General features: G+C 47.9%; 19 protein-coding genes. 9 read left to right on the forward strand and 10 right to left on the reverse strand.

Translation table 11 applies throughout. The features are described from left to right. The first annotated feature begins 29 nt into the window (after positions 1–29). From CLV42_RS09710 to CLV42_RS09745, 8 genes are all read left to right on the forward strand, one after another. The gene (locus tag CLV42_RS09710; protein WP_106601709.1) at positions 30–1,871 is read left to right on the forward strand and encodes an ABC transporter ATP-binding protein; all 1,842 of its coding nucleotides are present in this window, start codon (positions 30–32) and stop codon (positions 1,869–1,871) included. Positions 1,872–1,939: 68 nt separating this feature from the next. Beyond that, complete coding sequence (locus CLV42_RS09715) at positions 1,940–3,283, forward strand: NAD(P)/FAD-dependent oxidoreductase (protein ID WP_106601710.1); 1,344 nt, start codon at positions 1,940–1,942, stop codon at positions 3,281–3,283. Positions 3,284–3,337: 54 nt separating this feature from the next. Next, positions 3,338–4,777 (forward strand): exodeoxyribonuclease VII large subunit, encoded by a 1,440-nt coding sequence (xseA, locus tag CLV42_RS09720; RefSeq protein ID WP_106601937.1) that lies wholly within the window; start codon positions 3,338–3,340, stop codon positions 4,775–4,777. Continuing rightward, the gene (gene xseB, locus CLV42_RS09725; protein ID WP_106601711.1) at positions 4,755–4,961 is read left to right on the forward strand and encodes an exodeoxyribonuclease VII small subunit; all 207 of its coding nucleotides are present in this window, start codon (positions 4,755–4,757) and stop codon (positions 4,959–4,961) included. Before xseA ends, xseB begins: the two co-directional genes overlap by 23 nt. A 211-nt stretch (positions 4,962–5,172) precedes the next feature. Further along, positions 5,173–6,429, forward strand: a complete 1,257-nt coding sequence (locus tag CLV42_RS09730) for a TolC family protein (RefSeq protein ID WP_106601712.1) — start codon at positions 5,173–5,175, stop codon at positions 6,427–6,429. Positions 6,430–6,431: 2 nt separating this feature from the next. After that, on the forward strand, positions 6,432–7,442 hold the full coding sequence (locus CLV42_RS09735; protein WP_106601713.1) for an efflux RND transporter periplasmic adaptor subunit: 1,011 nt from the start codon (positions 6,432–6,434) through the stop codon (positions 7,440–7,442). Between the two features lie 37 nt (positions 7,443–7,479). Beyond that, a complete protein-coding gene (locus tag CLV42_RS09740) occupies positions 7,480–7,785 on the forward strand; it encodes a DUF190 domain-containing protein (protein ID WP_106601714.1) in 306 nt (101 codons plus the stop codon). A 31-nt stretch (positions 7,786–7,816) separates the two neighbouring features. Further along, on the forward strand, positions 7,817–10,963 hold the full coding sequence (locus tag CLV42_RS09745; protein ID WP_106601715.1) for an efflux RND transporter permease subunit: 3,147 nt from the start codon (positions 7,817–7,819) through the stop codon (positions 10,961–10,963). Between the two features lie 95 nt (positions 10,964–11,058). Here CLV42_RS09745 and CLV42_RS09750 read toward each other — a convergent pair whose 3' ends face one another. The 5 genes from CLV42_RS09750 to CLV42_RS09770 form a co-directional block, all read right to left on the reverse strand. Next, on the reverse strand, positions 11,059–11,874 hold the full coding sequence (locus CLV42_RS09750; protein WP_106601716.1) for a hypothetical protein: 816 nt from the start codon (positions 11,872–11,874) through the stop codon (positions 11,059–11,061). A 78-nt stretch (positions 11,875–11,952) separates the two neighbouring features. After that, on the reverse strand, positions 11,953–16,095 hold the full coding sequence (locus CLV42_RS09755; RefSeq protein ID WP_106601717.1) for a CheR family methyltransferase: 4,143 nt from the start codon (positions 16,093–16,095) through the stop codon (positions 11,953–11,955). 214 nt (positions 16,096–16,309) lie between these two features. Beyond that, positions 16,310–16,888: a biliverdin-producing heme oxygenase gene (locus tag CLV42_RS09760; RefSeq protein ID WP_106601718.1), complete on the reverse strand. Its 579-nt coding sequence runs from the start codon at positions 16,886–16,888 to the stop codon at positions 16,310–16,312. An 80-nt stretch (positions 16,889–16,968) separates the two neighbouring features. Beyond that, positions 16,969–17,418, reverse strand: coding sequence for a response regulator (locus tag CLV42_RS09765; RefSeq protein WP_106601719.1), 450 nt, complete (start codon positions 17,416–17,418; stop codon positions 16,969–16,971). A 268-nt stretch (positions 17,419–17,686) separates the two neighbouring features. Then, on the reverse strand, positions 17,687–19,171 hold the full coding sequence (locus tag CLV42_RS09770; RefSeq protein ID WP_146154356.1) for a S41 family peptidase: 1,485 nt from the start codon (positions 19,169–19,171) through the stop codon (positions 17,687–17,689). A gap of 584 nt (positions 19,172–19,755) precedes the next feature. On the opposite strand from CLV42_RS09770, the gene CLV42_RS09775 reads away from it, so the two are divergent. Further along, the gene (locus CLV42_RS09775) at positions 19,756–20,763 is read left to right on the forward strand and encodes a glutamine synthetase beta-grasp domain-containing protein (RefSeq protein ID WP_106601721.1); all 1,008 of its coding nucleotides are present in this window, start codon (positions 19,756–19,758) and stop codon (positions 20,761–20,763) included. 92 nt (positions 20,764–20,855) lie between these two features. On the opposite strand, the gene CLV42_RS09780 is transcribed toward CLV42_RS09775, so the two are convergent. The 5 genes from CLV42_RS09780 to CLV42_RS09800 all read right to left on the reverse strand — a co-directional run bounded on the left by CLV42_RS09780 (position 20,856) and on the right by CLV42_RS09800 (position 24,950). Beyond that, entirely contained in the window at positions 20,856–21,617 is a 762-nt protein-coding gene (locus tag CLV42_RS09780) for a hypothetical protein (RefSeq protein ID WP_146154357.1), read from the reverse strand. Positions 21,618–21,737: 120 nt separating this feature from the next. Continuing rightward, the gene (locus CLV42_RS09785) at positions 21,738–22,697 is read right to left on the reverse strand and encodes an efflux RND transporter periplasmic adaptor subunit (protein ID WP_106601723.1); all 960 of its coding nucleotides are present in this window, start codon (positions 22,695–22,697) and stop codon (positions 21,738–21,740) included. Between the two features lie 33 nt (positions 22,698–22,730). Continuing rightward, positions 22,731–23,450, reverse strand: a complete 720-nt coding sequence (locus CLV42_RS09790) for a hypothetical protein (RefSeq protein ID WP_106601724.1) — start codon at positions 23,448–23,450, stop codon at positions 22,731–22,733. A gap of 22 nt (positions 23,451–23,472) precedes the next feature. Then, positions 23,473–24,258 carry an HmuY family protein gene (locus tag CLV42_RS09795; protein WP_146154358.1) on the reverse strand — a complete coding sequence of 262 codons (786 nt, stop codon included), beginning with the start codon at positions 24,256–24,258 and terminating at the stop codon, positions 23,473–23,475. 32 nt (positions 24,259–24,290) lie between these two features. Beyond that, the gene (locus CLV42_RS09800; protein ID WP_106601726.1) at positions 24,291–24,950 is read right to left on the reverse strand and encodes an HmuY family protein; all 660 of its coding nucleotides are present in this window, start codon (positions 24,948–24,950) and stop codon (positions 24,291–24,293) included. Between the last annotated feature and the right edge of the window lie 2 nt (positions 24,951–24,952).

The raw sequence follows: 24,952 nt of genomic DNA on the forward strand, positions 1-24,952 counted from the left end.
GATGGTGTAATTTTTGTGCTCACCCCGGCATGAAGATCTTTTGGAATTATATGCGCCCCCACCGCTGGATGATTGCCCTCTCCCTCCTATTGGCCGGCTTAGGACAGGTGGCGATGATGACCGACCCCATGATCTTCGGGAAGATCATAGACAAATATGCCCTGCATCCCGGTCACAGAACGGAAAATGAACTGGTAAGAGGTGTACTGTTCTGGTTGGCAGTAGCGATCGGTGTGGCGATGATAGCCAGGTTAGCCCGGTCCTTCCAGGATTTCGTGATGCGGCTTATTATACAGCGTTTTGGTATGCAGGTGTTCAACGACGGACTAAAACAGACCCTGCGCCTCTCCTTCCAGGAATTTGAAGAACAGCGCAGCGGGGAAACAGTAGCACTGTTACAGAAAGTCCGCAATGACACAGAGCGTTTCTTCAATGCATTCATCAACATCCTCTTTTCCTCCCTTGTCGGAATATGTTTCCTGATATGGTATGCCATCACCAAACACTGGGCGCTGGTGCCCATCTTCTTTTTCGGCGTGCTGGTGCTGGGAACGCTCACCGGACTGCTAAGCCGGAAAATAAAGAAGATCCAGCGGGCTATCAACAAAGAAACACTGAAAATGTCGGGGTCCATTACGGAATCCCTCCGCAATATAGAACTGGTCAAAAGCCTGGGGCTCACCTTCCCTGAGATCAGGCGCCTGCGCACTTTTACGAAGAATATCTATGACCTGGAGATCAAAAAGGTAAAACAGGTCAGGATGTTGTCGTTCGTGCAAGGCACTACCTTGAACCTTTTACGGCAATCCATCCTCTTCGTCCTGCTCTGGCTCATCTTCCATAAGGTATTGAGTCCGGGGGAACTGATCGCCATGCAGTTCATTGCGACAGCGATCTTTGGCCCCTTACAGGAGCTGGGCAGCATTATCCTGGCTTACAGGGAGGCAGAGAGCTCACTGCTGCTGTTTGACCAGCTAATGCACAAACCTGTGGAAGAAAGGCCCGTCAGCCCTGTAGAATTGGGAGCACTGGAGAATATCCGCTTTTCGGATATTGTATTCCGTCACCAGACGGCTACGCAGAACGCCCTGGATGGCATCAGTTTCAAGGCAGCACTGGGAGACACCATTGCCTTTGTAGGCCCTTCCGGCTCGGGTAAATCGACCCTGGTGAAATTGCTGCTGGGATTATACCAGCCCGTTTCCGGTGAGATCCTTTTCAATGATATTCCCTCAGGCGATATCCGTTACAACCAGATGCGCCGGCAGATCGGGTTTGTATCGCAGGATACCCAGCTTTTTGCAGGCACCATCAAAGACAATCTCCTGTTCGTAAAACCAGATGCTACCGATGAAGAGATGCTGTCAGCATTGCATAAAGCCTCCTGCGATCAGCTACTGGCCCGTTCTCCCCACGGACTGGACACTGTACTAGGGGAAGGCGGACTAAAGCTTTCCGGTGGGGAAAAACAACGTATTTCCATTGCCAGAGCACTGATACGTAATCCCCGCCTGATGATCTTTGATGAGGCAACGTCTGCCCTGGACTCACTTACCGAAGAGGTCATCACAGATACCGTCCGCCATATTTCCGCGAGAAGGGAACAACTGAATATCCTCATCGCACACAGGTTGTCCACCATTATGCACGCAGATATTATTTATGTACTGGAAAAAGGCAGGATCGTGGAAACAGGAACACATCAGGAACTGTTGGACCAGAAAGGGCTGTATTATGCCATGTGGCGTCAGCAGATAGGCGAACGCCGCAGCACGGCATCTTCTGTATCAGAAGACATTACACAGATCGGGACATCGATATCTGGTACGCCCCCTCTCCCAGACATCAAGCCGGTTCCGGAAGTGGAGTAAGCCGCGTGCGCACGCGGCTGGTGGGGGCATGGTTTTTGGGCCACATTTCGCATATAAATCATTGCTTTATGGAACAAATGAGGCAGCTCACCCTGAATATACCACCCACTACGAAACCCCGTGTAGTAATTGTAGGTGCCGGCTTTGGCGGATTGAACGCGGCGATGACGCTTCCCGACGATAAGTTCCAGGTCGTACTCTTCGACAAACACAACTACCACACTTTCCAGCCCCTGCTTTACCAGGTAGCTTCCGCTGCCTTACAGCCCGACGCCATTGCCGGGCCACTACGCAACCTGTTCCATAATACGAAGGATTTTCACTTCAGGATGTTACGGGTACTCTCCGTCGATCCACTCACCAATACCATCAATACCTCTGCCGGAACATTGCAATATGATTACCTGATCATATCCAGTGGCGCCAGAACAAACTATTTCGGTAATGAGAACATGCAACGTTTTGCATTACCGCTGAAGACCATCCCCGATGCGCTGAATATGCGCAGTCACCTGATGCAGATCTTCGAATGGGCCAGTCTCAATGCCAATCCCGAGCTGAAAGAACATATGCTCAACATCGTATTGGTGGGCGCCGGTCCTACGGGTGTTGAAATGGCGGGTGCATTTTCCGAACTCCGGAAGCACGTGCTGCCTAAAGATTACCCCATCCTTGATTTCAGCAAGATGAAGATCTACCTGCTGGAAGGCCTGGACAGGGTGTTACCACCCATGCATCCCAAGTCGAGCGCCCGCGCACAGCGGTACCTGGAAAAGATGGGCGTCATCATTAAACTGAACACGATGGTGCAGGATTATGACGGCGAAACCATCACACTGAAGAACGGAGAACAGATCAAATCTTTCTTCGTGGTATGGAGCGCCGGCGTAATGGGAGAAGTATTAGCAGGTATTCCCAAAGAATGGACAGAACGGGGCCGTATCCTGACAGATCCTTTTTGCCGCGCCATTGGCAGCAAGAATATCTTCGCCATCGGCGACATTGCTACGATGAAGCTGGAAGACTATCCCAGAGGACATCCGGGTGTAGCGCAACCTGCTATCCAGATGGGGAAATACCTCGGGAAAAACCTGTTCGCACTGCACAGGGATGAAACTGTAAAACCCTTCAAATATTTCGATAAAGGCTCACTGGCTACCGTAGGGAGAGGAAAGGCAGTAGCCGATCTTCCCGGCGACATTCACCTGGGCGGACGCCTGGCATGGTACATCTGGCTGTTCGTGCACGTGAACTTCCTGGTGAGCTTCCGCAACAAACTGCTGGTGATGACCAACTGGATCTGGAACCTGTTCACATTCGATAAAGGTAACCGCCTTATCATCCGTCCTTATATCCGTAAGGGTGATGAAAAGAGTAAGGCCGTCTTTGCCGAAAACCAGGTAGGTAGTTAGCGTAATGGCGCCTGCTATACCCGCTGCCCCTTTTTATGTACCTTTGTGCCTGCTTTGGATACAAGAAACTACATAACATTATCGCAGCTGGCCGCCAGCATACAAGGTACTATCAGGAACGCTTTTTCGGGCCAGAGCTACTGGGTGGTGGCCGATATCACCAGCCACTCCTACTACCCCGCTAAAGGATATCACTACTTCGACCTTGTCGAAAAAGATGCCCGCAGCCATCAGCTCAACGCAAAGATCTCCGCCAGCGCCTGGGGGAATGGCAGCAACCGCATCAAAGAATTTGAGAGCGTTACCGGCCAACGCTTCAGCAACGATATGCATGTGCTGGTAAGAGTGGCAGTAGAGTATCATCCTGTATATGGATTGAAACTCTCTCTCCTGGATATTGATACCAGCTTCACCATCGGATTACTGGAACAACAGAAACAGGCAACCTTACAGCGCCTCCTGACCGAGTGCAGTGATATTGTGCGCAAGACGCCCGAAGGATATATGACGCGTAACAAGGCACTCCGGCTCAATCCCGTCATACAACGTATTGCCGTCGTGTCTTCGGCCTCTTCCGCAGGCTACCAGGACTTCATGCATACCCTGCAATCCAACGCGTACCGTTATATCTTCCATATAGAAAACTATTTCACCACCGTACAGGGAGAAGCGAATGCATCACAGGTATGCATGCAACTGGAAGCGATCATAGACTCCGGAAAACAATTTGATACAGTCGTGATCATCCGTGGTGGTGGCGCGCAAACAGACCTGTTGTTATTCGATCAGTTCCCGCTGGGAAAAGCGGTAGCCGGATTTCCCGTACCGGTCATTACCGGTATCGGTCACCATAAGAATGAGACGATCACAGACATGCTGGCACATACAGCTACCAAAACGCCCACACGCGCTGCAGAACTGATCATTGCGCATAACCGCAGTTTTGAGGAAGCCCTGCTCACACAGCAGCAACATATCATCATCCGTATGCAACAGATGCTGAAAGATAAACAACAGCAACTATCCTCATTGCATACCGGTATCATCAACATATCGCGGGACCTGCTGGCAGACTACAAAGAGGGACTGGCGCGCCACCGGCAAAGCATCCCGCAAAGCGCCCGGCACCTGTTACTGAAACAGCGCTCGTCTATGGCCCAGCTGTCGGGACAATTGCTGGCCAAACCCGGACAGGTCACTGCCAGCCGCCTGCAGGAGCTGGCACATATCCGGAAAGATATACAGGTATACGCCCGTAAATTGTTACAACAACAGCAGCAGCAATTGCTGCATCATGAAACAGTGGTTCGTATTATGAGCCCTGCTTCTTTACTACAGAAGGGCTTCGCCATGGTGCAGCATAAAGGGAAGATCATCACCAGCGCAGCACAATTGTCGCCGGGAGATGAGATCACCGTTCAGATGGCGGATGCAGGCATATACGCTACAGTCACTTCAAAAACAACAAATGATGGACACGAATCTAACATATGAAGCAGCCTATAAAGAACTGCAACAGATAGCCCGGGAGATAGAAACAGAGTCTGTTTCCGTCGATGTACTGGCCGCAAAAGTGAAGCGCGCTTCAGAACTGATCACCTTCTGTCAGGCCCGTTTAAGGGCAACAGAAGCAGAAGTGGAGAACATTATCCAGCAAATGGAAGCCAGACCGCTTTAAGCTTTTTAAGCTGCGGCCTCATGTTGTATTCATACCAGGCCGCAGCCAATCCCGTTCCCCGCTTTATTACAGCCCCATTTATCTCTTTTTAAGCCAGGTTAAAGGTTTTAATATTTTGATTAAAAACGGGTTAAAATCAATCCGTACAGTTTCATGACCCAATGCCATTCTTGACCTTTGTTCTAATTCCTAAGTGGACAAACAGTATCTCATGAAACGAGCGATCGTCCTGGCTGTAGCAATAATGGCAATATCCTGTATCGGGAACCTTGCTACCGCCCAAACCAGCTACTCATTACAGGCGGCCCTGGATACCGCCAGAATTAACAGTCCTGTGCTGAAAGCCAGGTACATGAACATTGGCGCCGCACAGGCAGATGTGATCACGTCTAAACTGCGACCCAATCTCACGCTGAATAATCAGACCATGCAACTGGTCAGTTCAAATCATTTTGCGCCAGGTACCAGGTGGTCTTCCAATCAGAACCGGCAGGTATGGTACCAGGTTACAAAGCCGATCCAATGGCCTAACCAGCGCAAATACAAGATCGAGACAGCCAACAGGGATGTTACATTGGCCAACAATACCTACCAGGAAGATGTACGTAACCTCTCCCTCAATGTAGGTAACAGCTGGATCAATTGCTGGGTGCTAAAGAAAAGACTGGCCCTGCTCGGCGAGAGCAGAAAGAACCTGGACACACTGGTGCAGATCAACGAACTGCGCTACAAGAACCAGGTTATCACACAGACAGATCTGATGCGCACCAAAGTGTTGCTGGACCAATACAACCTGCAACTGAGCACATTTAACCAGGATTATCAGAATGAACTGCAAACCCTGGCACTGCTCACGGGCAACACTACTCCCATGGACATTGATACTGCAGGCGAGATCCTTATCATCACGCCATCACAAACGCTGGACAGCCTGATCACACAAACCATGGAGAACCGTTCTGATGTAATACTCGCTAAAAGCACGATCGACGAACGTAACAGCAATGTGAAATATCAGCAGTCATTAGCTGTACCACAACCGGAATTAGGGTTTATCTACAACCCACAGAACTCGGTGCCTTATATCGGCTTCTATGGTACGATAGACCTGCCTTTCTTTAACAGGAACCAGGGCGAGATCAAAAAGGCGCATATACTTCAGCAACAGGCGCAACAGGAATTATCTGCCACACAAAGACAGTTGCAAACAGAAGTAGTGACAGCCTACAATACCTATCAGCTCCAGAAAACGAACATGGAGAAATACAGCGGTATCCTGCATCAGTCACAACAGATCCTCGACAACATCAAGTATGCATACCTGCGCGGAGGTACGACCATCATCGACTTCCTCGATGCACAACGTAACTGGTATGATACCCGCCTGCTGTACTACGATTCCCTGCAGGCATATTATCAGAGCTATATACAACTATTATTCGCTACCGGCCTTATAAACCAATTGTAATTATGCAACGCATTACCGGATATTTCTTAGCCGCCTCCCTCCTCCTTGCAGGATGCAGGCATAAAACACAGGAACCTGTTGCTGCCGGAGATCCATCTCCCGTTATTACCGGCAACGGACAACAGATCTCCTTCCCTGATACAGCATCCTCCAGTTTCTTTGCAGTGGAGCCTGTAGGTGATTCTACCCTTAGCGGCACACTGCATGCTCCTGGCAAGGTAGCAGCCACCGTACTGCGTTCGGATGTAGGCGGACAAAACATCGTACTCTTCGATGATCCCCAGCTGACGAGCGATTATTCACAACTCATCCAGCACCAGGTCAATATCAATCATATCCAGGATGTGAACATCAAACAGAAGAAAGTGGAACTGGACCGTACGCAGGATCTCTTCGATCATGGCGCCGCCAGCGGAAAAGATATCCTGGAGGCAAGGTCCGAACTGTCCATCGAACAGACCAATCTGGCCAATGAGAAAACACAGCTGATAGAACATGAATCAGGACTGAAAGCGGCAGGTTTCAATCCCGAAGCCCTGCGCGCCTCCACTCCCGGCACAGCCTATATCATCTGTGATATTCCCGAAAATCAACTGAACAATGTAAAAAAAGGCTCTCCCTGTACCATCATTCTCTCTTCATTCCCCGACAATACCTACAATGGTAAAGTAGAAGATATTGCTGATGTGATAGACGATGTGACACGTATGATCAAACTGCGTATACGACTGGCTACACCTGATAATGACATCCGTGCAGGCATGTTTGCTACCATCACTTTTCAGGTACATGGCGACAGTAACGGCATCAACATCAGCAGAGATGCACTGGTCACTGCCGACGGACAGAACTATGTATTTGTCAGAACAGCACCCAATACTTTCACGAGAAGAGAGATACGCACCGGTCAGCAGATCGGCGACCGTATTGCCGTGTACAGCGGTTTGAAGAACGGAGAGAATGTAGTCGTGAAAGGTGTGATGCAGCTGAAAGGACTGAGCTTCGGATATTAACCACAACAACCAATCATAACACCAACAATATTGCCCCATGTTACAGGCACAGATATTCATCGATAAAGACGAAGTATTCGGCTCACAGCCGCTGTACGAATTTATCATGCAGTTCTTACTAAAACAGCACATTGCCGGCGCTACTGCCTTCCGCGGTGTGCAGGGATTTGGAGAACATCATCAGCTGAAACGGCCCGATAGTCTTTTCAGTTTTGATGAACCACCGATGCTGATCATCTTCATCGATGAAGATGAAAAAGTGATGAAGGCACTCGCTGCTTTGCGCCAGAGGGTAAGCAGTGGCTTTATCATCACCAGCAAGGTAGAAAGGTTTGAGGTATAACATTTCAGGACTTGATTGAAATTCACTAGTAATGATTCGTAATCTTTTAATATTCTCTCTTAAAAACAGATGGGTGATCATCCTGATGGCACTTGGCCTGATGGGCATTGGTTACTGGTGCTTCACCCAGCTGAAAATAGAAGCATACCCCGATATTGCCGATACCAATGTGATCATTGTAGCGCAGTATCCCGGCCGTGCAGCAGAAGAGGTAGAACAGCAGGTTACTATTCCGATAGAAAGAGCACTGCAGAATACACCCAATGTACTGGACCGCAGAAGCCGCACCATCTTTGGTCTGAGCGTAGTACAGCTCACCTTTACCGATGGTACGGACGACTATTTCGCGCGGCAGCAGGTCAATGAACGACTGGCTGGCGCAGAACTCCCTGATGGCGTATCTCCGGAACTGGCGCCACTTACCACCGCCGTAGGAGAGATCCTCCGTTATGTGGTGGAAGCACCCTCTACCTATACGCCCACAGAGATCCGCGACCTGCAGGACTGGGTCATTAAACCCGCGCTGTTACAGGTACCAGGCATTGCAGATATCACGACCTTCGGAGGCCCGCTCAAACAGTTTCATATACTTACAGCGCCAGATAAACTCCGCAAGTTTGATCTGACTTTACAGGATGTTATTGATGCCGTACAGAAGAACAACCAGAACACGGGCGGTAATATCATTAACCGCGGTGAACAGGGCTTTGCCGTACGCGGATTGGGAGCAGTGAAAACAGAACAGGACATCCGTAATATCGTGCTGAAAGCAGCCAATGGTATGCCTGTTTACCTGGGGGATGTAGCCACGGTGGAAATAGCGCCTCCTCCACCCAGCGGTGTAATGGGTTATACCATCAACGCCACTAAAACAAATGTCAGCAATGGCGTGGAAGGCATTGTGCTGCTCCGCAGATATGAGAACCCCAGTGAAGTGTTAAAACTGCTGAAAGACCGTATCCAGGACCTGGAGCAGAATGAACTGCCTAAAGGCGTACACCTGCATACCCTCTATGACCGCAGCTTCCTGATAGATCACTCGCTGGAAACAGTAGGTCATACCTTACTGGAAGGTGTCTCTATCGTGGTGATCATCCTGATCTTCTTCCTGGGCAGTTTGCGGAGTGCACTGGTAGTAGCGCTCACTATTCCGTTCTCGCTGCTGTTTGCATTTATACTGATGCGGCTTACCGGCATACCAGCCAACCTGTTATCGCTCGGCGCCATCGACTTCGGTATCATTGTAGATGGCGCCTGTGTGATGGCGGAACATCTTATACGTACTTACCGAACGGCATCACCGGAAGAGAAAAAGAAAGGCATTATTGCACTCACCCTGCGTTCCTCACAGGAAGTAGGCCGCGAGATCTTCTTCTCCGTGACCATCATTATCCTGGCGTATATGCCTATCCTGCTCATGACGCGTGTGGAAGGAAAGCTGTTCTCTCCGATGGCACTGACCCTGGCATTCGCCGTGATTGGTTCCATGCTGGCAGCGCTTACACTCATTCCTGTGCTGATCTCTTTTGCCTTTAAGAAAGCATTCGGCAATACGGATAAACCGATGAAGGAGCACAGGAACGTGGTGCTTGACTTCCTTTCCAAAAAATATTCCCAAGTGCTGGCCCGTGTCATGAAATGGCCTAAAGCAACTGTTATAGGCGGATTTGTTGTTGTGATGCTGCTGGTACTGCTCGGTGGCAGTCTGGGTTCTGAGTTCCTGCCGGAACTGGACGAAGGGTCCATCTTCCTCCGCGGAAACTTCCCGGCAGGTATTACCATCCAGGAGAATGCGAAGTATTCTCCGGAGATCAGACGGGTGATTGCCAAATACCCACAGATCTCATTTGTGATCACGCAGGCAGGTCGCAATGACGATGGTACTGACCCATTCCCATCCAACCGTAATGAGATACTGGTGGGCTTAAAAGACTATAAACTGTGGAGCGATACCATCTCTAAAAAGGCACTGGTGACCAGCATACGGCAAGACCTGGAAAAGGCTATGCCGGCAGTGAAGTTCTCTTCCGGTCAGCCTATTATTGACCAGGTAATGGAGATCGTGACCGGTAGTGCTGCCGATCTGGCTATCTCCATCGTAGGCGACGACCTTACAATGATGCGCGCCAAGGCAGACACTATCGCCAATCTGGTAAAACAAACAAAAGGATCAGAGTCTGTTAATATCGAGCAGGAAGGTCCTTCAGAGCAGATTGCCATCAATATCAATCGCGGCAATGCCGCCCGCTTTGGGATCAATGTAGCCGATATTCAGAGCATGATTGAAGCAGCAATAGGCGGTAAAGCCATTTCTACCCTGTATGACGGCACTAAACGTTATGACCTGGTCATTCGCTACCTGCCGGGAGAACGTAACACTATTGAGTCTGTAAAGAACCTGCAGGTGCCTTCCGCCACCGGTGCGCTCATCCCGATGAACGAGCTGGCTGATATCTCTTATGTACAGGGTCAGACGAATATCTACCGGTATAACAGCAAACGTATGGTGACTGTCCGCACCAACATCCGCGGACGTGATCAGGGAGGTTTTGTGAGTGAGATCAATCAAAAGATCAACAGGCAGTTACACGTTCCGAAAGGCTACAACATCATTTACGGCGGACAATATGAGAACTTACAGCGTGCGGGTAAACAGTTGTCAGTTACCATTCCGCTCACCATTATCATGGTGTTCCTGGTGCTGTTCATCCTGTTCCGCAACATGCCGCAGACGTTCGTGACCGTGAGCTGTATCTTCTTTGCACTGGCAGGAGGTATTGTAGCACTGTTCATCCGCGGGTATCACTTCAACGTATCAGCAGGTGTAGGTTTTGTGAGCATCTTCGGAATCTCGGTAATGGCAGGGGTACTGCTGGTATCAGCCTTCAACCGTATAAGGACGAAGCCGGACCAGACCTTGCTGCAAAGTGTCTTAACAGGATCGAGGGAGCAACTGAGTGCCTTGTTATCCATCCTCATCGTTGCCATAGCAGGCCTGATACCGGCAGCTACATCCTCCGGCATCGGCTCCGACGTGCAACGTCCTTTAGCAACAGTTATCATAGGCGGATTGACCAGTACACTGCTCTTCGCCCCTTTATTGATACCTCCCCTGTATTTGTGGATAGAAAGGAACAGGGTTGCCAAACAAGCAGTAAAGAACGAAGATCTGGAATAGGATTATAGGATTATATAGAACAGGGTGATTTAAAAAGGGCTGCCGATCTGTTGATCGTGCAGCCCTTACATTTATCTTTAAAAACGGTGACTACTTTATTCAGTAATGATCTCACATTTGATCTTTGCACCCCCTTCTACTTTCTTCGCGATATCTGCACCACCTTCTTTCACCAGGCATACAGAGAAGTTCTCATCTTCTACCTTTGCCACAGCAATCTTACCTAAGGTCTTCTTTCTGTGCATTTTTTTGCCGTCTACGGTCAGATCGGTCAATTCGTATACCCTGAATTCGTCCTGTTCTTTCAGACCGGCTAAACTACCTGCAACGATCAACACCCTGATGGCATCCCCATTGCTGCTTTTTTCCTCGATCTGGGCAATGGAAACAGCAGATTTCAGGTTGTCACGAACGAATTTGTCAATTTCAGGTTCCAGTCCTTTCAATGCATCTTCAAAAGCAGACTTGCCCCTGCCAGCGCCGGTAAATCTGCTGGTGGCCACTTCCTCTCCGGTGTTCACATCCACAACGGCCAGGTCAAATAACACTTCAGATACATTGGTATTGGTGATCCCTAAAGGAAGATTGGATGGCTTTGTTTCCACACTGGCTTTCAATATGTTACCGGTAACAATATATTGTGCACCTAAAGATTTTGCCTGTGCAATCGCTCCACCATCGGGATTAGTTTGTCCTACTCCTGCCTTAATCTGCTCCAGCTTATTTTTATCTATCAAAGAAAACCCTCTCAGTTTCAGGGTAGCATCATATACAGCGTCCTGTATAGCAGTTACATATTCAGTTCTACCAGCACTTTTAAAAGGTGCTACACCGATCAGATTTTTGTTTTGTGCGAAAGCAGATGAGAAAGCAACAATGCCGCATAAAACGGATAATACTCTTTTTGTCATGGCTAGGTATTAATTTGAAATAGCGCTCAAAAGTAAGGACTATTCCCTTATATATATACTTTTTAATGATAAATAACCCTAACCGGCTGGCTGCTCCTGCCTTACAGGAAGGATAATCGTAAACGTTGCCCCTTCTTTCTCACGGCTGTGCGCTGTGATCAGGCCATTATGTTTATCAATGATCTTACGGGTCACTGCCAGGCCGATACCGGTACCTTCATATTGATCTTTCGTATGCAAACGCTGAAAGAGCACAAATATTTTATCGAGGTACTTTTCATCAAAACCTATCCCGTTGTCGGTAATAGAGATACATACAAACGGCCCTTCCGGATCGGACTCACTTTCAAACCTCTTTTCTTTAATGCGGTTGGCGGTAATATGGATAACGGGTTGCACGTTCTTGCCGGAGAATTTAAACGCATTGCTCAACAGGTTCTGGAACACCTGTCTTAACTGTCCCGGTACGGCTTCTATCACCGGCATAGGGCTGACAGTGACGATTGCGTTCTTTTCCTGTATAAGTATTTCAAGATCAGAGAGTATCTCTTTTATGATCGCATTCAGATCCACCTGTTCAAAGAAATTTACCTGCGACAGGCGGGAGAACCGCAGCAGGTCATTGATCAGGTTTGTCATACGGGAAGAGGAATTGATAATACGGTTCAGGTAATCCGCCGCCTTTTCTTCCATACTATCCTGGTAACGTTCCTTCAGCATATTCCCGAACATGTGGATCTTACGGAGGGGTTCTTTCAGGTCGTGCGAGGCCACAAATGCATATTGCTGTAACTCAGCATTGCTGCTTTCCAGTTCCTGGTTAGCTCTTTGAAGAGCAAGGGTGCGTTCCTGTATACGCCGTTCCATAATCTCGGCGGCCATCTTCTGTTCGTTGATGTCGGTGCTGGTACCCACCAGTACACTGGCCCCGCCATCTATATCTTTCCGCACCCGTGTTCTGTGCAGGAACCAGTCATATGTTCCCTCCTGGTGTTTGATACGCAGTTCCATGGAGAAATCTGCCTTATTTGTCACCGCCTGCTGCCATTTTTCCTTCCATACAGCTATATCGTCGGGGTGGATCACACTTTTCCACCCTTCCTCCTGTAGCTGCCGCAAGGACTTACCTGTATAGATGATAAACTGTTCGTTCACAAAATCTACCACGCCCTGCGGATCCGCCGTCCAAAGTATAAGTGGCATTGATTCTGCCAGAAAAAGTTTCTCTTCCCTGTTCACAGCGGCCAGCTCCTCTGCATGTCGCAGGCTGGTTACATCCATCATAGACCCCAGCATACGGTAAGGCTTTCCATTTTCATCCATCATCAGGTAACCACGATCCAGTACATGTGCATAGCTGCCATCGGTACAGCGTAACCTATACCCTTCTGACCACTGGCTTTGTTTACTGTTCACGGCCCTGGTGATACTGTTCTTCACACGCATCCGGTCTTCAGGATGGATATTGTCCAACCAGAAGGCACGGCTATTCGTACCATCTTTAGCGTAACCGTATATAGTATAGAAGTTATCACTCCACCATACATTGTTGCTGATCATATTCCAGTCCCACACCGTATCATTAGTGGCCTTGGATACCAGGCGGAAACGCTCTTCACTGACGGTCAGCTCACGTGTTCTTTCCAGTACTTTATATTCCAGGTCGGCGTTCAGATTGCGCAGGCTCTCCCTGGCCTGTACCAGTTCCTCATAGTTCTGGCGCAATTGGGTTTCCGCTTCTTTGACAGCAGTAACATCCACAAAGGTGATCACCACGCCATCGGTCTGTTTATCCTGGCGGATATAAGGCAGGATCTTCATGAGGTACATGTGTCCATTGCTCAGCACCGTTTCTTTCTCTACGATCTTCCTCTGTTTGATCACAGTATGAATGTCCTCGACCAGACTGTCTTCCAGGATATTGGTAGAAATATGATGGATGGGTCGCCCTATATCAGAAGGTATCAGGTTGATCATTTTTACAGCAGCCGGATTGAATTTCCGGATCCGCAGCGTAGTATCTACAAATACCTGCCCGATATCCGTACTGCGGAAATAGTTATCCATGTCGTCATTCAGTTCCAGCAGCTCCTTTATCTTCAGCTGATGTTCCGTGTTCAATGTGTGCAGTTCTTCATTCAGCGACTGCAGTTCTTCGTTACTGGATTGCAGCTCCTCATTGGCGGAAAGCAGTTCCTGGTTGCTGGACAGTAATTCCTCATTAGAAGTTTCGAGTCCTTCAATGGCCATCTGCAGGTTCGTGCGGGTCTCATTCAGTTCTGCCTCTAACGCCATTACATGGTCATTCACATCTGCCGGCTGGTGATCTGTACCTGAAGTTTCTCCGGAGGCATGCGCACTACTTTCATCTTCATTGAACACGATCAGTGTAAACGGTCCACTACCATTGCCGCTATCAGGTTTGATCAGCAGGTTTACCAATCGCAGGCCTTCCGGCGTATTCACTTTCACACCTTTCACCGCTGCCTTTTTTCCGGCTGCCCAGGCTTGTCTCAGTGTAATGTTCAATACCATGGATAGCTCGCCCGGCACCATTTTCAGGAGGTTCAGGTGCAGCTTTTTTTCAGGCAGGGAGAGATATTTTTTATAGTTCCCTATCGCCTCCTGTATCTCATATGCTTTATCAATGTATACGGCAGCAAAACCAAATTCTTCCGTCATCACCTCCCGGAATTCGTCCATCAGGCTATTCATTTTCTTTTCCGCCATTGCCAGATGACCATTCCCGTTACTACGCATGCCGCGTGTCTGACGGATGTACTCCAGTGGGCTGTAAAGATTATCAGGCAGCGTGCTGCGTGTACCGTCCGTCTTCCGGTAGATCTTCCATTTCCGGTGTACTTCTTCCAGTCCTCCGCGTATCATCGAGGCAGACTCACTGGGGCCCAGGAACAGGTATCCTCCTGTATTCAGTGCGAAATGGAGAGAAGACAGCACCTGCCGTTGCAACACATTCTCCATATAAATAAGCATGTTGCGGCAGGTAACGAGATCATTCTTTATAAAGGGAGGATCTTTTAAGATATTATGGCGGGCAAATACGATCTGCTTCCGCAGGCGTGGAGCGATCCGGTATTTCTTCTCTTCTTTTATAAAATATTTCTTCAGCAGTGCCGGCTCGACATCTTTCGCAATCGTAGCGGGATAGATGCCCCTGGCGGCATGCTCAATAGCATTACTGTCTAAATCTGTAGCAAAGATCTTTACGTCCAGCCATTTGTTCTTTTCATGCAGGCACTGATCCAGCAGCATTGCCAGCGTATATGCTTCTTCACCAGTGCTACAGGCAGTAACCCATATCTTCAGCACGGATCCTTCTTCCTTCTCCTCTACCAGCTTAGTGAGTATGTGTTCCTGCAGGTACCTGAAGGCTGTTTTATCACGGAAAAAACAGGTAACGCCGATCAGGAATTCCCTGGCCAGCGCTTTATTTTCTTCCCCGTTTTGCCGCAGCATTTGCAGGTATTCGTCCACTTTCTTTATACTGAACTGGGCCATCCGTTTTGCGATGCGCCGCGTAATGGTAGGGGACTTATAATTATTGAAATCCTGTCCGCTATGCTGTTTTACTAACTGGAAAATTTCTGTAAGCAGGTGTTCTTCTATCTTGCCATTAAAGATCTCCGCAGGCATGTCCTGGACATAATTGTATATTTCTGAGGGCATAAATTCCGGGGCCAGTATATAATCCACACTTTCAGCACTGATCACACTCCGCGGCATACCGTCAAATTTGGCCGTGTCCGGGTCCTGTGCCATGACCATACCACCCGCTCTTTTGATGGCAGTAGCCCCTTTGGTACCGTCGGTACCGGTGCCCGAAAGGATAATACAAATGGCAGCACTGCCCTTATCTTTCGCAAGAGAGAACAGGAATGTATCAATAGCAGTATTAGGCGCTTTTTCGGCCGGTTTCTGCAACAGCCGGAGACGCCCCTGCTCGATGATGATCTCCTTGTTATTGGGAATAACGTATATGCAATCATTCTCTACCGACATGTCTTCCTCTACTTCCCTGACCTTCATATTGGTATGCTTGGACACAAGCTCCACCAGCAAGCTCTTATAGTCGGGCGACAAGTGTTGAATGATAACAAAAGACAGATTGCCGTACTCCGGCATATTGTCAAAGAATTCATGGATGGCTTCCAAACCACCAGCAGAGGCTCCTATTGCTATTATGTAATTCGCTTTCTTCATCCGATGATTAACAATCAACCATTTTCATACCAATTTGTGCAGTTGCAAATTTGCAGACTGCCTTGCCGTTTATACCGGATGAAGTGCCGGAGGAGGGTTGCTGTCGACGTTCAGATGCGTTTCCGGTAGATGTGTAAAAGGGTATAAGTCCTGTCCAACATGTAGGGGTTTATATGGAGATTTTACTTAAAACAGTGGAAGATGGTGGAAGTGGTTATTGTAGCTCCTGCGCCCCTGAGAGCCATGCCTTGAATTTCAGCAAGGTAGCTGCCGCAGCACCCAGCACTCTTTCCTGCTGCTCTTCGGTACCGTGATATCCCTGAACATAATGTACAAATGTGTCCCAGTAAGACACCGTATCACTTCCATATCCCTGGAAGAAGGTCATCGCCTTAGGCAGCTCAGGCGTGTGCAGGTTATGTAGCAGCATCTGGCTGATTAATGGTCCGCTCATGGTGAAGTTTTCCAATACATACATAGCACCCATTGCCTGTGCATTGTCTACGATCTCAGGCAGGTCAGTACAGAGAGGAAACTCAGCCGCAGGTTCCCCGCTAATGGCAGCAATATCGTCCAGCAAGAGGGGCGCTTTCCTTCTCCGTTCAAACCTTCCGGGAAAAGAAATGTCTGTATGTCCGGCAATATGCTGTTCCAGTGGATAATAGTATCCGTATAACAGTGCCAGCAAGCTGACATATTTTTCAGGTGTATTTACCTCCTTTATCATGGGGATCAGTACACCTTCCAGCTCCTGCTGCTGTGTAGCCGTTCTTTCCTTTAACAATTCGATCATCGTACAATGCAGTTATAAGTTATCAAGAGTAACTAATTAAAAGTACGGTGAATAAATGTCTGGGCCGTGTGGAAAGATTTCTACGGTAGTTGTACAATGGTAAACCAGTAGGCATGCAGCATGCGGGTAAATGTAACCAGCTCTGAGAAATTTGCCGGTTTAATGGTATAACTATTCACACCAAGCTCATAACATTTCGAGATATCCTTTGCCTCTGTGGATGTGGTCAGGATAATAATGGGTAACCATTTCAGGTGAACATCTTCTTTTATCTCCCGTAAAGCCTCTCTCCCGTCTTTACGGGGCATATTCAGGTCCAGCAATATGATACTGGGAAAAGGGTATTTTTCTTCGTCGGCATATTTTCCATGTCTGCTCAGATAAAACATCAATTCCTCTCCATTCTCTACAAAAAGCAATTCTGCGTCGGTACCACTTTCTTCAAATGCCACCTTAATAAGCTCCCTGTCGTCTGCGTCGTCATCTGCCACAAGTATACATTTCCTGTTACGTAGCACCTTTTTGATCATCCAGTTTTTAGATTTAACGGCTAAAATTAATTTACTTCAATAAACTTGCAAAATGTTACGGAGGGGAATCGTGCCTTGGGTCCCGTCATTTGTGATGACGGGACCTTTAGGACTTATAAACTTTTAAAGAGAACTTTATTGTTTACGACTGAAAGTCGGATTTGGGCTTAACAAACAGCACTTTCAATCAGGAAGCAATACAAAGGTAGCAGCAGCAGCCCTATACGCCTGATCAAATCGGGAAAAAACATTACGAAATAGGGAAATATTAGCGCAGTTTCAACCTTGTTTCGATCATCCCGTTAAAAGACACCGGTCCCATATGCACTACCGGAATGACCGGTCCTACCCTTCCGGCAGGATGGCCTTCTATATAATTCAGTGCCGACATGACACTGGTTTCTCCCTCATCGCCAAAATCATGTCTTACATCGTCTTCCGCAGGTATATCTACATTCATTCCATGGAAATAATTGCCATCTCCATTCGCATTCTGCATATAGAAATTGGACATGTAAACGGTGTATTTATCGATCTTAATACCAAAGAAACCTACAGGTTTTCCATAAGTAGTAGCTCCTACCAGCTTTACTGGCATATAAGGCTTCAGGCTGTTAATAACCAGTTCACTCGCAGATGCCGTATTGCCGCCTACGATAAATACCACCTGTTTCACTGAGTTAAGCGCACCATCACTGGTGAACTTATATGTGTTCTTGGCAACTGTGTAATCCAGGTCGGCATAGGTAGCCCAGTGGCCATTCCACATCACAGGTTGCCCCGCACTGTTGAGGAACAGCTGCTCTTTCAGAATAGGTACCTGCCCTTTCTGCATCAGGTCATTAAAGTATTCGACATACATCACTTTACCATCCAGCGAACTGGGTGCGATCTGGTTTACCAGATATTCAGCCGATTCGGTATAACCACCTCCGTTATAACGCAGGTCGACTATCAGGGACGTAACCCCTGCCGTTACAAACTGGAAAAACGCCTGATCTATCGCTGCTTTGGTCACATTATATAAAGAGAAACGGCCATAGGCGATGTATCCGACCTTCTGTGCACCTGCATTCAATATTGTTGTTTTAAGTACCGCTGAGGAGGTATATTTTTTCTTCGTCAGGCCCACCACTTCGGGTACCCCTGCAGTCTTTTCCACCGTCAATGTCACATTCGAGCCATTCAGCGCGTTTTCTATAAAAGCGCCGGATGATGAGCTAACCGGTGTGCCGTTTATAGCATTCACTTTCATGCCCCTGGTCAGACCGGCAGTTGCTGCCGGAGAGGCCGGATATACGATGCGGATACGGACTTCAGTCCCCGAGGCGGAAAGCCCCAGGCCCAGATCCTCTCCTTTATCACTGAGGTCAATAGATCCCTGCCTGCCACCACTAAGGCTTTCTTCTGATATGAACGAATATTTTGGATGACCGGGAATGCCTGAATACTCATACGCTTCGCCGGTAAGAGGGTTAGTCTTGAATTGTGTAATAGCGTAAAGTTCTCTTTGGTAATTGGACAGCACATTGCCGCCAGTGGCATATTGCCGGGGTTTAAACACGTCTACCGCCGGTATTGCATCATACCAGAGGTAAATCTGCTTAGCATAAAGATACAGGGAATCTGTTGTCAGTTGCTCCCGGGTACCTTCAGCAGGCGGGGTGGGGGTGTCGGTCTGTTTATCTTTTTTACAGGCAAACCACAACATGGACAAAAGCAAAAGCTGGACTAGGGAATTGTTCTTTTTCACCTGGAAGGTTTTAAGTTGACTGTAGAATAGTACAATCCCATGAAATTACGAAAAAAGGCAGACTCCCTTGCCATACAGGATCTACCATATTTTAAATAAAAATTAATCGCTGATAATCAACCCAAAAACATGTTTACTGTAATACAAGACCATTAGTAGTACTTAATGCCATCATCCGCGGAAATACGGCCCGCCCTGGCGGTCGTTTGTTTGCACCCCGGGATTTTACATCCTGATATATTTCAAATATTTTGAGGAATAGGGCACCTATTTGTGGGCGGGATGCTCAAATTACAAACATGTAATAAATAATAATATCATAAAAACAAAGGCATTTATGCTATCTTACATATCCACAAAACACTGTTTATCAGCATTTTAATATCCCCACTTTTGGGGATATCTAATTCTTGAGCCGGGGATTGACAAACACAACATTTATAACTTTCTTTGCATTCTGAATATTTGCCAGCTTTTATACACCACATTAGGGAAACGGGATAATAAAGATACAAGAGAAGATTGTCTACAATCTCCCATCAATTGTAATAGTGAACATAAATCTTTAAATATCAACTAAACCAATGGTTAAATTAGAGTACATCTGGCTGGATGGTTATCAGCCCACCCAAAGCCTTAGAAGTAAAACCAAAATCGAAAGAAATTTCAGCGGTAAACTGGAAGATCTCCCTATGTGGAGCTTTGATGGATCCTCTACCCGGCAGGCTCCGGGCGGTTCATCTGACTGCCTGTTAAAGCCTGTTTTCATGGTTAAAGATCCGCAGAGAAAAGATGCTTACCTGGTAATGTGTGAAGTACTGGAAGCTTCCGGTAAACCACACGCTTCCAATGGCCGTGCTACTATTGAAGACGACGATAACGATTTCTGGTTCGGCTTCGAACAGGAGTATTTCTTATGGAGTCCTGACAACAACAAGCCGCTGGGTTTTCCTGATGGTGGATATCCTAATCCGCAGGGCCAGTATTACTGCTCTGTAGGTGCTAACAATGCCTTCGGACGTGACATCGTTGAAGAACACCTGGACGTATGCCTGGCAGCAGGACTGAACGTAGAAGGTATCAACGCGGAAGTAGCTGCCGGCCAGTGGGAATTCCAGATCTTCGCTAAAGGTGCAAAAGAAGCTGGTGACCAGATCTGGATCGCCCGCTATTTACTGGAAAGAATTGGTGAGAAATATGGTGTTTCCATCAACTGGCATTGTAAACCATTAGGTACACTGGACTGGAACGGTTCCGGTATGCACGCTAACTTCTCCAACACATTGCTGAGAACTGCAGGCAACAAAGTTGTTTACGATAAAGTTTGTGAGGCATTCAGACCTGTTGTAAGAGAACACATCGATGTATATGGTGCTGACAACCATCTGCGTCTGACTGGTCTGCACGAGACTGCGTCCATCCATGACTTCAGCTACGGCGTTTCTGACCGTGGTGCATCTATCCGTATACCTGTAGCTACTGTAGAAAAAGGTTGGAAAGGTTACCTGGAGGACAGACGTCCGAATTCCGCAGCAGATCCATATAAAGTGGCTGCAAGGATCATCAAAACAGTAAAATCAGTAGCTGTGTAAGCACTACTATATGCATGTAAATAATGAAAAAAGGGTGCGTCATTTCCATGATGCACCCTTTCTTTTTGTCAGGCGGCTACCCTGTGTAAAAACTAGTTAAGTCTCTTGTAACGGAATTTGAAGAAAGGATAGTTGTTGGCCTGCACAGTACTGTTTGGCGTACCATTCGAATACAGGTCCTGTAACTGTACCTTGTATTTCACACCTGCATCAGTGGTTACGATCAGTGTTACTTCCACTCCCCATTCAGCAATAGGATATACAATGTGATTTACCACATCATAGTTATACCATCCCGGATGTGCAGTATTGATAGTGGTATTGCCGGTAGGAGGCGCCATCAGGATACGGTTGTAACCGAATACGGATACAGTAGTACCTACCGTGCTGGCGGTCACATTGGCAAACGAAGTTGCAGCGGTATATTGTAAAGTATAGCCGGATGGTACACTAACGTCAGCATTGGCAGTGCCATTAAAGACGAGGTCATAACCATCGCAGCCGCCATCATTGTCAGCAAGGCTGTAGTAATAAGTAGCATGAGCAACATGCGGAGGATTGCCGGTTGTACCCTGCACACCCTGAAAGAAGTTGGCCACATTATACACGCCACTGGCATCCAGCGTTACAGTACCATAGGTACTGTCGCAGTTGAAAGCAACTGTCTGGCCGGCACCTGGATTAGTAGCAGCAATAGTATTGTTAGCACCTGGCAATGAAGGCACTGTTTGTTGGCCTTCCTTCTGGCAGGAAGAGAAGATGGCTACTGATACGAAGGCCATTGCCAACATCGAACGAGAAATATTTTTTGTAGTTTTGACTGCCGATTGGGGGGCAGTGTCTAAGATTTTCATTTTTAGTGATTTAAAATGTTAAGGATAAGATACTTGTTCCCGGATCTCTCGCGGGCCGGACAGTTCCAGTGTCCGGCTCTTTTTATTTCCGGGACGGCAGCCGCCGTAAACAATACTCTTTTATTCTGTAATGATCAGAACCGGGTTAATTGTTCCTGCACGCAGGTATACCGTCGCTCCCAGATAATTCCGGAACGCCGCATGTAAAAGATTATAGTTCCCTGGCGGGAAATCAGCAGGTATACGATAGGTGACACTGGTCAGATCAAACGCCACCAGCTCCAGGTTGTAATACGTCTGGCCACCAGTCAGCCTGGCCCTTCCAGCCACCATGCCTCTCATATTAGCGCCATTGAGTGTAAATGTTCCGCCTCTTTTAAGCGTGAAGGCTGCTGTCAGGCTATTCACAGTTGGAAAAGGATAAATGATCTGCACATAGTCCCTTTCACTGGTAACAGTTTGTGCGCCTGAGACGATCTTCAGCTTATAACTACCAGTATCCACCGCAGGTGTGGCGATGTTCACAGAATACTCATTGGCGCCCAGTTCCGTAAAACTATTGATCACACACCGGGTCGCTGTACCTGTTGCCGATACCAGGTACACTGCCGTGAAAGCACTATCAGGTATCACATAGGTAATACCGCCGATGTCTGTAGTAGCTTCCAGCCTGCCTACTACATCTGTTCTGTCATTGATCAATAGGTCTGGCTGATTCACCACTACACGCAGTTTATAAGTGGCTTTAGCGCCTGTTTCTGCTGTCACCACATAAGACACACTATCTTTCAGAGACACCTTTGTTCCCGATGCCGGCGATACGACTGCATGCTCAGAAACAGCGATCAATGGCGCAATAGATTCGGGCAGCGGATGATCAAAAGGCCAATACAGTATAATACTGCCATTGCTGATGGCTGCAGGGATAGTATCTCCCACACCAGCCACCACCTGGAAGGTTTTTAGTTCGTTATAAGGATAAGGCGCCTGCACCGTTTCCTTACTACAGGCGCCTATAGTCAGCCATAGCCCTAAAGCGGCGACTGTCAGTTGTGAGGTAGATATACTGAAAAGTTTCATGTACGCGTGTTGTTTTAGCTATTAAAGGAGCACTTAGCGTGATTGTATCTTTACCGGGTTCTTCATAGTGGCAGAACGGGTATACGATGTGACCCTGATCCGGTACAATCCTTCCGGCACCTGCGCGGCGGATGGTACGGTAGCTCCTATCCTTGTTGTGTAGTTGTCGCCATTTACCACTGTGTATACAATACCACCCTGTTCATTCAGATAACTGATGGTAGAGAAGATGCCCAGCAACTCCTGCTGCGGAATAAAATTCTTACCGGTGATGTCATAGAAGTTAAACTCAGATGTAGCCGGTTTACTGTGGTATAACACGGTTGGATTGGCAGCATCGGGCGACAGCTCATCCAGCGTAATCTCCGGCTGCTGAGTAGTAAGCAGTAGCCTATACGTTGCCTTACGTCCATCTTTTCCTGTCACCACATATTCAATGTTGGCGCCTTCTGTCAGCTTCTTCGTAATGTTGTCTATCAGTACGCCACTGGCAGGGCTGACCGTAGCACCTTCAGAAACGGCAATTTCAGGCTGTATAGTGGTCAGGTAGTAATAATATGGAAGAATGACTGTGATAGTCCCTTTCTCGTCATTTACGGCCCCGTAAACAGGTTCGTCCGGCACATTGGTGATCTTGTAGGAAAGTATCCTGTTGGAGGCCTGGGCCGGTACTTCAATAGTATCCGTTTTTTTACAGGCGGCGGCCAGCATCATTGCCGGCAACGCCAGCAGTAGCAGGTATTTGATCTTCATTGCGGGTATATATTGAGCATGATTATTTCAGGTCCAGCTGTTTGCTGCCGTCTTTCTGAATAGCGTATTTGAAAGTCACAAAGCCGGGCTTACCAGAGCGAGTAGGCAGTTCCGGTGCTCCCTTGTAAATACTGTAGATCACCATCTTGGCATAATGCCCCTTCGCTGTTTTGATGATCAGCGTACGCGGCATACTATAACAGATATGCGCTACACTATCCGGATTGGCATCCGGGAACTGTAAACCATAAAAGTCATAAAAGGCCCATCCATCTGTACTGGGACCAAAATAATCCAGTCCGATACCATCATTGGTCAGCAACTGATCATCGCTGACAGGCACTGTTTTTACATGTGCAAATGCACTGTCAAACAGGCGGCGGGCAGGAATCGTCTTAAATGCTTTCTGCGGCCCCATATAATATTCCGCATCAATGGCAGCATCCTTCACCAGGTAGATCCCTCCTACCCCTGGTCCGCCGTAACCAGGAGAATACTTCGCCTTACCATTGTTAACGAGAATAGTACTGTTGTAGGTACCGGTGAAGGCAATGTCCCAGTTGGCCGTCTGCACTTGTGAGGCAGGAATGGTTCGCTGGTCTTCCAGGCTATAGTAGAATGCTTTCGCCGCAGCGCCGGAAGTAGCGGCAGTATCAGCAGCGAGATCCGTCAGGGTGTATACGCCTGTCTTCACATCCACCTTAGTGGTATCTTCCGGCGGATTGACAACCGGTGTATCAGTATCGCTTTTAGAGCAGGCGATGGCAAACATGGCCAGGGCCATGCATAAAAGGTGTGTCTTTTGCATAGATGTTAATGTGCTTAATCAGTTAATTACGTTCAGGGCGTTCTTAGGTTACGGCTTCCATCTTCCTGCACATAATAGCGGAAGGTGAAGTAAGGCGCCGGCCAGTACAGGTCTGTCACCGCCGGCGGATTTCCCTGGTATACATTGATCAGTTCCAGTTTGGCGTATTTACCTTCTGCCGTCATGAGCACGAAGGTTCTGTTTTTGATGGGTATAGCCAGGTGAGTGGTCAGCGAATAAAAGTACCAACCCGTATTATACACCTGCGGATAACCATCCCATCCTGCGAACTTCAGGTTATACGCTTTCATATCCTCTACGGCGGGAGCTGTGGTTACCTTTGAATAAGGAGAATCCACCGCTATGATCAGTCCTTTCCCCGGACCGCCATATCCAGGCCCATTGGGATTACTCCCGTCGTTCACATATACCAGTGCATTGTACACATCCGTAAAGGCAATGTCCCAACTGGCACTTTTCCTGTTAGCCGCAGTGCTGTCCCACGATTGTAGTTTCCCTCTCAGTTTGAAATAAAAAGGCTTGAACGGACGGCGCTCCTTTCCCTCTACCCCATCGGCAACAGAGGCTTCCGTATCGCCAGCCAGATCATAGATCACTGTGCTGACGCCGTCTTCATAGTTCGTCTTTGTGTCATTATTCTCATCCTTCTTACAGGATGCAATGGTTAACATTA

Origin of the sequence: Chitinophaga ginsengisoli (genome assembly GCF_003014595.1) — a bacterium.
Classification (GTDB): domain Bacteria; phylum Bacteroidota; class Bacteroidia; order Chitinophagales; family Chitinophagaceae; genus Chitinophaga; species Chitinophaga ginsengisoli.

Excerpts from the sequence above, each read along its gene's own strand:
- CLV42_RS09710 (WP_106601709.1), top strand. The coding sequence starts at position 30 with ATGAAGATCTTTTGGAATTATATGCGCCCCCACCGCTGGATGATTGCC.
- CLV42_RS09715 (WP_106601710.1), top strand. The coding sequence starts at position 1,940 with ATGGAACAAATGAGGCAGCTCACCCTGAATATACCACCCACTACGAAA.
- xseB (WP_106601711.1), top strand. The coding sequence starts at position 4,755 with ATGGACACGAATCTAACATATGAAGCAGCCTATAAAGAACTGCAACAG.
- CLV42_RS09730 (WP_106601712.1), top strand. The coding sequence starts at position 5,173 with ATGAAACGAGCGATCGTCCTGGCTGTAGCAATAATGGCAATATCCTGT.
- CLV42_RS09735 (WP_106601713.1), top strand. The coding sequence starts at position 6,432 with ATGCAACGCATTACCGGATATTTCTTAGCCGCCTCCCTCCTCCTTGCA.
- CLV42_RS09740 (WP_106601714.1), top strand. The coding sequence starts at position 7,480 with ATGTTACAGGCACAGATATTCATCGATAAAGACGAAGTATTCGGCTCA.
- CLV42_RS09745 (WP_106601715.1), top strand. The coding sequence starts at position 7,817 with ATGATTCGTAATCTTTTAATATTCTCTCTTAAAAACAGATGGGTGATC.
- CLV42_RS09750 (WP_106601716.1), bottom strand. The coding sequence starts at position 11,874 with ATGACAAAAAGAGTATTATCCGTTTTATGCGGCATTGTTGCTTTCTCA.
- CLV42_RS09755 (WP_106601717.1), bottom strand. The coding sequence starts at position 16,095 with ATGAAGAAAGCGAATTACATAATAGCAATAGGAGCCTCTGCTGGTGGT.
- CLV42_RS09760 (WP_106601718.1), bottom strand. The coding sequence starts at position 16,888 with ATGATCGAATTGTTAAAGGAAAGAACGGCTACACAGCAGCAGGAGCTG.
- CLV42_RS09765 (WP_106601719.1), bottom strand. The coding sequence starts at position 17,418 with ATGATCAAAAAGGTGCTACGTAACAGGAAATGTATACTTGTGGCAGAT.
- CLV42_RS09775 (WP_106601721.1), top strand. The coding sequence starts at position 19,756 with ATGGTTAAATTAGAGTACATCTGGCTGGATGGTTATCAGCCCACCCAA.
- CLV42_RS09780 (WP_146154357.1), bottom strand. The coding sequence starts at position 21,617 with ATGAAAATCTTAGACACTGCCCCCCAATCGGCAGTCAAAACTACAAAA.
- CLV42_RS09785 (WP_106601723.1), bottom strand. The coding sequence starts at position 22,697 with ATGAAACTTTTCAGTATATCTACCTCACAACTGACAGTCGCCGCTTTA.
- CLV42_RS09790 (WP_106601724.1), bottom strand. The coding sequence starts at position 23,450 with ATGAAGATCAAATACCTGCTACTGCTGGCGTTGCCGGCAATGATGCTG.
- CLV42_RS09795 (WP_146154358.1), bottom strand. The coding sequence starts at position 24,258 with ATGCAAAAGACACACCTTTTATGCATGGCCCTGGCCATGTTTGCCATC.
- CLV42_RS09800 (WP_106601726.1), bottom strand. The coding sequence starts at position 24,950 with ATGTTAACCATTGCATCCTGTAAGAAGGATGAGAATAATGACACAAAG.